Source organism: Nocardiopsis flavescens (assembly GCF_900141985.1).
GTDB lineage: Bacteria > Actinomycetota > Actinomycetes > Streptosporangiales > Streptosporangiaceae > Nocardiopsis > Nocardiopsis flavescens.
Genome location: NZ_FQZK01000051.1, coordinates 1 through 8,779 on the forward strand (window position 1 = coordinate 1; position 8,779 = coordinate 8,779).

General features: G+C 70.4%; 9 protein-coding genes. All 9 read right to left on the reverse strand.

Annotated features, from left to right (window positions below):
* Positions 1-95: 95 nt before the first annotated feature.
* On the reverse strand, positions 96-671 hold the full coding sequence (locus BUE45_RS32830) for a hypothetical protein (RefSeq protein WP_073384430.1): 576 nt from the start codon (positions 669-671) through the stop codon (positions 96-98).
* A gap of 140 nt (positions 672-811) precedes the next feature.
* Entirely contained in the window at positions 812-1,276 is a 465-nt protein-coding gene (locus tag BUE45_RS30715) for a hypothetical protein (RefSeq protein ID WP_073384431.1), read from the reverse strand.
* A gap of 169 nt (positions 1,277-1,445) precedes the next feature.
* Positions 1,446-2,180 carry a hypothetical protein gene (locus BUE45_RS30720; protein WP_143173549.1) on the reverse strand — a complete coding sequence of 245 codons (735 nt, stop codon included), beginning with the start codon at positions 2,178-2,180 and terminating at the stop codon, positions 1,446-1,448.
* A 181-nt stretch (positions 2,181-2,361) separates the two neighbouring features.
* On the reverse strand, positions 2,362-3,255 hold the full coding sequence (locus BUE45_RS33670; protein WP_073384433.1) for a LysR family transcriptional regulator: 894 nt from the start codon (positions 3,253-3,255) through the stop codon (positions 2,362-2,364).
* A 1,087-nt stretch (positions 3,256-4,342) separates the two neighbouring features.
* On the reverse strand, positions 4,343-4,930 hold the full coding sequence (locus BUE45_RS30735) for a 3'-5' exonuclease (protein WP_073384435.1): 588 nt from the start codon (positions 4,928-4,930) through the stop codon (positions 4,343-4,345).
* Positions 4,931-5,003: 73 nt separating this feature from the next.
* Positions 5,004-6,977 (reverse strand): hypothetical protein, encoded by a 1,974-nt coding sequence (locus BUE45_RS30740; protein ID WP_143173550.1) that lies wholly within the window; start codon positions 6,975-6,977, stop codon positions 5,004-5,006.
* Positions 6,978-6,993: 16 nt separating this feature from the next.
* Positions 6,994-7,620: a hypothetical protein gene (locus BUE45_RS30745; protein ID WP_073384437.1), complete on the reverse strand. Its 627-nt coding sequence runs from the start codon at positions 7,618-7,620 to the stop codon at positions 6,994-6,996.
* A gap of 269 nt (positions 7,621-7,889) precedes the next feature.
* Positions 7,890-8,261 carry a hypothetical protein gene (locus BUE45_RS32835; RefSeq protein ID WP_073384438.1) on the reverse strand — a complete coding sequence of 124 codons (372 nt, stop codon included), beginning with the start codon at positions 8,259-8,261 and terminating at the stop codon, positions 7,890-7,892.
* A gap of 111 nt (positions 8,262-8,372) precedes the next feature.
* On the reverse strand, positions 8,373-8,779 hold a 407-nt coding region (locus BUE45_RS32840), incomplete at its 5' end, for a hypothetical protein (protein ID WP_178378713.1).

Genomic DNA, 8,779 nt, shown 5'->3' on the forward strand with positions numbered 1-8,779 from the left:
GGCCGTGGCGGGGACCCCGGGGGCCGGGGTGGCCCGGTCGGGCCCGGACACGACAGAACCCCCCGCCCGAAGGGGCGAGGGGTTCCGGCCGGGGGCTACCCGTTGTCGGCCGGGAGTGCTACCCGCACCGCCGTGGGGTCTCCGAGGGCGGTCGGCCAGTGGCACGAGGTGGTGTACCCCTCGGCGGTGAGGATGTCCGCTACGACCGGCATCACCGGGTCTCGGGTGATGCGGCCTTCGGTGACGGACCAGATGTAGACCTCGGCGTCGGCGGGCTCTACCACCAGACCGGAGACCGTGCCGTCACCGAACCACGCGGCCTCTCCTTCGGGGACCGAGGCGAGTCCGATCCCGAGGTCTGCCACGGACCACAGGTGGCGGACCAGGGGCCGCACGTGGGGCAGGCTCTCGACCTCGGGCCGGGCTCCGTAGCCCCGCCGGATGCCGCACTCAACCGCCCACCGGTGGTCATGGTCGCCGGGGAGGACCCCGAACCGGGACCATTCGGCGCGGGTGATGTGCGCGGCCCCGTAGGGCGTGCGCACGTCCATGTGGTCGTCGGTGACGACCGCCACGACCCCGGGCCATACACAGCGCTCGGCCCACAGGGTGATGGGCGCCCCCTCGGGGACGTCATCGAACCTCGGGAACGGCGTGTATTCGCTGCTCATGGTGTCTCCTCTATTGATGTGTCAGAGCCCCCTGGGGGCCGCCGCGGCGCCGGGGTGTTGCGCCCCCGGGCCGTTGACACGACCATATCAGAGTGATCTAGATAGATCAAACAAGAGCAGAATTGGGGTAGGTCCGAGATCTAGTACCGGGAGGGAGGGCCGTCCACATAGACCTGTAGGGCGTGCCCCGCCTCGGCGTCGGTCCGGCTGATCATGTCGCCACCGGTGTACTCGGTGCGATCCCCGGGCACAGTGGCGGCGATCTCCACGTCATAGACGTCAGCGGGCGGGGCCGGGAGGCTCACGGTCAGCACGCACAGGTCATCCCGTACCCGGCCCTCGGTGTCGGGTAGCTCCCCCACGTCCACCACGGTCCCGGCGCCGTCCCGGACGGTGTACTCGGGTGCGTGCCACGTACACGTATCGCCGTCCCCGTGGGGCGCCAGACCGCCGTGATCGGTGCTGATCTCCACGGTGAGGGCGACGGTCCCGGGCGCGCCGCTCGGGGTGCTGTGGCCGCTCTGGGGAGCTGTGGGCGCTGCGCAGGCGGCCAGTGCCAGGACGGGAGCGGCCAGCGCGGCCAGGGTCAGCAGGGGGCGGGTCACGGCGTACCTCCGGGGGTCGGGAGCGCGGGCCGTAGCACCGTACCGCCGGGCCCCTCCGGACAGAACCGCAGAGCCCCGCCCCCCTGCACAGGGGGGCGGGGCCGGGTGCCCGATGGGACGGAGGGAATCGCATCGGGCGGGGTGCCCTGGTGGGCGGAACCAGGGCGGTCTAGGCGGCAACGGGGTCGGGACTGGCTGGGGCCGCGGGTGCCAGCGCGGACAGGTCGGCCCGCACGGCGTCGGCGTCCATGGGCACCCCGGTCACATGGGCGATCGCCGCGTGAACGTTGATCAGGTGGCGCCGCGGGTCTCCCGGCCAGGCACGCCACGTCCCCGCACACCAGATGTCGCGCGCCGTGTGGCTCGACCGGACCCGGTCGCGGACCGTTTCTTCCAGCGTCTCCAGATAGGCGAGCCTGGTCCTGATCGCGCGGCCGACCGAGGCCGGATCGGTCAGGGCGACCCCCCGGGAGCCCGTGGCCGCCTGCGGGTCCTGCCCCCGAGCCCACAGCAGGAAATCCCGGGCCTCGGCCAGGGTCAGGCCGGACAGCTCAGGCACCCCGGGGGCCAACAGGTCACCGGCGATCACGACCGCGTCCGGCGCGTAGTACGCCACGGCCTGATGCGCTCCCACCCGGTACAGGGCCAGACCGGGGCTGGTATCCACAGATGCGGGCAGGGCGGCGGGCCACGATCCGGGGACGTGCTCCGGCGCGGCCTCGCTCAGGCCTTGGTTCCAGCCGAGCCACACCAGGTGTACCAGGGTCAGCCCCGGTCGCCCGGTCAGCATGGACAGCAGGTCACCGGACGTGGGCATGTCCATACCGTGGTCCATGATCACGGCGCGGCCGTCCTGCACGAGGATGGTCGCGCCGGGCGTGCGCGCTCCGGTGGTAGTCCACAAACGACCCGGGATTACCGGGGTGGTCACGGGCTCCATGATGCTCCCCTCGGGTGTGGGTGTGTGGCCGCCCCTCCGCCACGGGCGGCCACTGGTCCAGATCATCACGGCCCGGTCTGGACCACTAGGGGGGGCCGGTGCGCTGTGCGCACCGGCCCCCCCTTGACACACTGTGCCGTGTCGGCTACAGGTCGAGGCTGTCGAGGTCATCCAACGTGTGGCACAGTCGAGCCAGGTCGAACAGCGCGCGGACAGCGGGCGGTGCGTCGGGGTGGATGGCGACCCCGATATCCAGCGGGCGGCCGGCCAGGGGCACCCATGCCGTGTCCGGGGTGGCCATGGTCGGGGCCGCGGCCATGGTGTGCAGGGAGGCCCGGCCCGTGATCTCGACAGCGCGTGCCACGGCATCGGGTGTGGTGACCGCTGTGTCGCGGGGGCCCTCGTGGACGGGTAGGTCGTTCATCCACTGTGCGTGGCGTGCGTCTCCGGCGGTGGCGTAGATCAGTGGTAGGTCGGCCACCTCGGGCGGGGTGAGCATGTCGGCGTCCGCCTGGTCCCATTCGCGGGGCATGACCAGGGCGCGGGGGGCGCTGGTGGTGACGTGGGTCTGCCATCCGAGTGCCGCGGGCTCGTCTCCGAGTAGCTGGCCGAAAACCACGTCCGCGCCTTGGGCGAGGGGGTCCGCGATGCTCTGTGCTGTGACGGGCATGGGCACGAGGCGTCGCCCGGGGAAACGGGCTCTCCACTCCGCGAGGATGGCGGGCCCGGTTGTGCCGAGGGCGGCGCCGAGGACCGCCACGTAGATCGGTGTGACGTCGTCGTCATCGTCGGCCGTGGCGATGGAGTCGAATTTCCGTTGGGCGTCGGAGCCCCATGCCAGGTAGCGCTGGCCTAGGGGTGTGAGTCTGGTGTCCGTACCGCTGCGGGTCACGAGGGGTCCCCCCATCTCGGCGGCCAGTGCCGACACGCGGCGGCTGGCTGCGGGTGAGCTGATGTGGACCGCGCGGGCCGCGGCGGCGATACTGCCCCGCTCCCGGATAGCCCGTATCAGCCTGACATCGAGCGAATCTATGGACATGGCCCGTCCTTTCCTGCTTGTGCGCACGCTACGGGGCCGGGCGGACGGGCAGGGAAAAGCGACGGTAAAGGACACATACCCCCGCCGGATGCAGCGAAGCCCCAGAGCCCTTGGCTTCGGGCCCGGCCGGGCAGACCGGTACGTGACCGCCCCGGCCGGTACGTGACCGAGGTGACGTACCCGCCCCCGCCAATCCCGGGTGCGGCATCCCCCACCCGGGGCCGGTCACCCCGGGATACTGGCCTACATGCATCCCCTAGTGACCGCGGTCCCGCCCGTCCTCGGGCTCGTCGGCGTCCTGGTCCTCGGCGGTCATGTCGTGGTGATGGGAGTCCGCGGTCTCGGGACGGCCCCCCGGCGCAGAGCCCCCGGCCCTGCCCGGGAGGCGCTGGCGCTCACCGACGGCGGGGACCACCTCGGCCCGGTACTGCTACTGCCCCCGGTAGCGCTCGGGCACGTGCCCGAGGACACGAGAGGCCTGCCGTTCTGGGAGCACCCGCGCACCGGCGCTCGGGTGGATTGCCCCCGCTGCGGTGACGGGTGGGTGTGGCTGTGGTATCTGCCGGAGATTCCCGTCTCTCCCACCGTGCGGGGCGTGGTGATGGCGGAGTGCCGGTGCGGGGTGATCTGGCGGGAGGGGGACCTCTGGCGGGACGTGCCCGCCTGGTATGCCGAGCTGGCCGAGGCCCGCCGTCCCCGTATCCACGCTGGGACCGAGCGGGCCCACCATCTGGCGCGCCTGGTCCGCGATGCTGTCCGGGCCGGGGCGGTCCCGCCCCCGTGGTGGGTGTGGTGGGCGCTGGCATGGGACGGGCACAGCAGGATCTATACGTGCCCGCGGTGCCACCGGCCGGCCCCGGACGTCCTGACGGGCGGAGAGCCCCGCACGTGCGCGGGGTGCGGCCGGGACCTCGGCGCGCCCCGGCCCCGCCGCGGCCTCGGCCGCGTGCTGGCGCGTCTGCGGGGCCGGTGACCCCACCACGGCCAGCGGCCCCCGCCCGATCCCGGGCGGGGGCCGCTGTGCGAGAGTGTCCCGCTCGCGCGGGGAGGACTGCGCATCCAGGGGTGATATGCACAGGGATTTATGTCATTCCCTTTCCTGTGCCATTGTCTGTAGGACTTTCAGGGTGGCCCGGCAGTCCCCGATAGCGGAGTGGTCGCCGCCTGGCAGCCGCTGCCACCGGTAGTCTCCGCTCCATTCCTGCCAGTCTCCCACGTAGGCAGCGTAGGCGTGCATCGCGCACCAGTGATCTAGGCCGAGAATTGCTTTCGTGGAGATATGGCATTCCGGGTCTGGGCTTGCGGCCGAGGATTGGGCGATCATTCGCCGGTCAAAGGGCGCATTGTAGATGACGATTTCATTCACGCCGCGGAGTGACAGGTCTCCCCATATCCAGGGTAGGAACTCGCCCCACCTCGGGCAGTCGGTGAGCATGTCCTGTCGGATTCCGTGGATACGGGACGCGCTTTTTCCAATGGGTATGTCGACCTTGATGCGCTCATCACATATGACATCTCCCCTGGCGGTGAGAATTCCGATTTCCAGGATTTGATCTGTGGAGCCGAGTCCGGTGGTCTCGGTATCCAGGATGACCGCATTGGGGTTCGCGAGGGTTTTTCGGGCCCGCTGCGCGGCCTGTCCTCGGTGCCTTTTCCAGGTGTCACGTCGGGACATGGGGTGCTCCATTCGGGAAGAGAAAAGGGGCCCCGCCCGGAGGGGGACCCCTTTTGCCGGAACACCGGCCATTCTATCCGCTGTGCTCGGATTTCTCAGCGCTTCCGAAAAACTCGGTCAGCTGGTCTTTCGTATACCGCTCCGCGCCGTCGCTCATGACCCCCTCGGGGAATGCCCCTTCGGGGGCCCGCGTGCGCCGCTTTTTCGCGGTCTCCCACTTGACCGGCAGGAATCCCACCGGGGAATCGGATGACGCTTCTTTGAGGGTGTACAGCCTTTCTTCCGGCTCGGGCGCAACCAGGTCGGCAACGGCGTCGTCGAGGCCCTCGGGGGGCGGTGGCAGCAGGCGCAGCCGCTCCCGGCCGGGCCGCTGTCCCCTGTCCCCCGTGTCCCCTGGCACCCCCCCGACCTGGGGGGCGGGCCCGTCCCCACCCCCGGGGACAGCCTCAGGGGACGTCTCGGGGGACGCCGGCCGCACCACGCCCGAGGTGTCCCGGTAGGACATCAGGTCGGCCACGTCATCGACGGTCATAAAAGGGAGCTGCACCTGTCGGTGCAACCCTCCCATGACCGAGGTCCACCGGCCGTTCACATTCGACGGAATGGCGCGCGGACGGGTGTCCACAAGCATATCCCACTGCGACGGGGAGAAGCGGGACAGCAGTTTCATTCCGAATTGGTCGCGCAGGCCGAAACCGCCGGTGGACCGGTCATCCATGCGCTGATAAGCGGCCACCACGTGCATTTTCACCTGGCGGGCCTTGACGAGAATGAAAGCGATATCGGCCCACACCGGCGGGCGGGCCGGGTCCTTCTTCTCCTTGATTTCCTTCCACACGATGTCCGATTCGAGAGCAAACGCATTCTGCTCTTCCAGGATCAAAAACCACCGGTCGAATTTCGCTTTCGGGTTGTCCCGCAATTCAAGGTACCGGCGGTCCATCTCCCGGCGGAAATTCGCGATCGCCGCCCACTCCGACATGATCTGGTCGTAGATCGTCAGCCCCGGAATGATCGCGTCCATGCCTTGGAGCGAGACCATTTTCGGGTCGATGACCGTGAAATGGTCCACCCCGTGGTAGGCCAGCTGTGCGATAAGAAGCCGCATCAGGGACGACTTACCGCCGCCGGTACCGACCGACATACCGATGTGCGGCGCCTCATCATCGAAATTCAGGCGCACGGGAGCGGCCTCCACGCCGAGCCCCAGCAGAGGCGTCGCGTCCGACCCCTGGCGGAGAAGGTGGGCCACCTCCTTATAGGAAACGAAATTCGGCGGCGCGGGCTTATGTGTCAACCGCAGGAAATACGGAGCCTCTTTGGTGGTCTGGTGATTCCATTCTCCGCCGAGGCGCACGTGAATGAGCTTGACGGCCTGTGACACCTGGTCCGGCCGCCAGGTGTCCAGTAGCGGCACCGTCAAAACGGTTTCATCGTCGGACAGATAATCCCTGGGAATTTCCATTCCCCGAATAATGGTGCCTTTATTGGTTTCCAGCACCGGAGCCAAAACCGCGGCCAGCGGCTGCACCAGGCGCCTTTGGTGACGGCTCTCCATGATCGCCGTGGCCATTTTGTATCCGGCGCGCGCCGAGATCAGCACGAATACCAGGCACAGCACAGCCATGGTCAGCCGCTCATCCACCCACCAGGCCACCCCGACCGCGGGCGGTGCCAGGGTCGCGCCGGTGCGCATTCCCGCCCGCACGATCCGCGGCCGGGTGTGGAATTTCCCCCGGTAAGTCGGGTCAACGCTCTGGTTCGCGCTGAGAAACCACGTCGCGTCGGTCCTCGGCGCGCCATCCAGCGGCGCGCCGGAGAACCACCGCCACCCGTAGGGCGGCTTCTGGGGTTTGGGCTGGCTACGGGCGATCTGCCGCCGGAACTCGGCCGCGGCGCGGGCCGTGTCCTGCTGGGGGCCAGGGAGAAACATGGTGGGATACCCTCTCGTCGGGTCATGCGCCCGACCGGTGCGGTAACACCGGCCGGGCGATTGCACATTGTAGAAACGGTGTCCAGTGATCCGGCGGGAATGGGTGTTGCCCATTCCCGCCTTTTGTTGCCTATTCGCCCACGGGCTCGGGGGTCACCACCCATACGGGGGTGCGGGCGGCGCCGGTGATCGTGCGCAGGCGGGCCCGACCCACCGGGGCGGTCTGGCCGTCCGGGTGCCACCCGACCTCAACGATCGCCCCCGACACCGCCCGGGGCCCCGCGGCGATCCGGGCACGCAGCACCCACGGCCCGACCGGCGGGGCCGCGCCGGGCCGGTCGGCGTGCTCGGCCGGGTGCCAGTCGGCCCCGGCCTCGGCGGTCATGATCCGGTCGTCCCGGTCCATGTGCAGGCCGATCACCGCCCCCTCGGGCAGCTGCCCGAGGGTGGTGACCCGCCAGCGGTCGCGCAGCTCCCCGCGCGTGGCCGTCTCGCCGTCGGTGTGGGCCACGCGCGCCCACATGATCGGCACGTCCCGGTCGGGGCGGCGCCACCGGCCGCCGAGGACGTGCCACCCGGCGGCGCCGAGGGCGGCCTCAACCGCGTCCATCCACGTCCGGGGTGCGTAGGGCTCGGTGATCGTGGCGGTCCACAGGGCCGCCTCCGGGTCCGGCCGGCCGACCGGGTGCCGGGCCCCCATCACCGCGATCTCGGTGGTCCGGGCGGCCGGGTCGGTGCTGACGTAGGCGTGTGCCATGGCGTGTGTCTCCTTCGATGTGTCGGCGGTGGTGGGGCCGCCCCCGAGGACGGCGGGGGCGGCCCCGATCGTGGGGGGTCAGCGGGTGTCTAGACGGCCCTGCACGCACCCGTCGCAGATGCGCTCCGCGGGCGGGGTGCCCTCGGGCAGCTCCCCCGTGGTCCCCGGGCACCAGGCGCACGGGAACGTGCGCAGACCAGGGACGGGGGCCAGCGGCTCGCACCGCCCCCGGGCGGCCCTCAGGCGGCCCGTGCGGGCTCGGGAGCCGGTCACCGCCCCTCACCCCCGGCCGGGCCGTCCTGGCCGCTCTGGGCGCGCTCGGCGGCCGTGGTGCGGTCGGTGTCCAGGGACGCGCCCACCAGGGCGCCCGTCCCGGCCGAGGTGAGCACGAGCAGGACCAGGACGCCCACCGGGACCGGGACGGCCGGGGTGACGGCGACGGCCCCGGCGGTGGCCGCGGTGCCGAGCAGACCGGCGCGGACGACCAGGGTGCGGACCCGGGCGGGGATGTGGACGCCGAGCGGGCCGGGCCCGCCGGACTCGGCCGGGAGGGGCGCCCGGTCGGCGTGCTGGTCCTCGGGCACGGGGGTGACGGTGGCGACGGCGGGCCGGGCGGTGTGCGGCGTACGGCGTGCGATCATGGCAGATACCTCGCTGATTCTCGGGCGTGTTTATGGGAATTGGGTGGGGTGGGTGGGGCGGCCCCGCTTTTCTTGGCGGAATGGAGGGGGCCGCCCCCGCTTGTGTGCGGATCAACTCCGCCCGGCCCGCAGGGGCCGGATGTTGGCGTTTTCCTCGGTGTACTGCTCAATCACCGGGGCGATTTTCTTGGTGTCGTATGTGATTCCCTGGCGGTCCAATTCCTTAAGGACCTTTTCCGGGTCCTTGAATTCGATCACCAGGTTTCGGACGACGGCAGGGAGCCATGTGTTGGTGCGGTACTTGTAAATGGTGGCCTTGGCGGTCTCCCCGAACAGGTTCACGTATTCGGGCTTTTCCAGCTCCTTCCGTACCCGGGCGCCGTCGCCGTTGAATTCGGTGAGCAGTCGGAGAATGGTCGCTTTCTTTTCCCCGCGGCCCGGCTTGGGGGGCTCGGGGTCGGGGTCGTCGTCGCCGTCGTCGTCGGGGCCCGGGTGACCGGTCGGGGTACCCGCCTCGG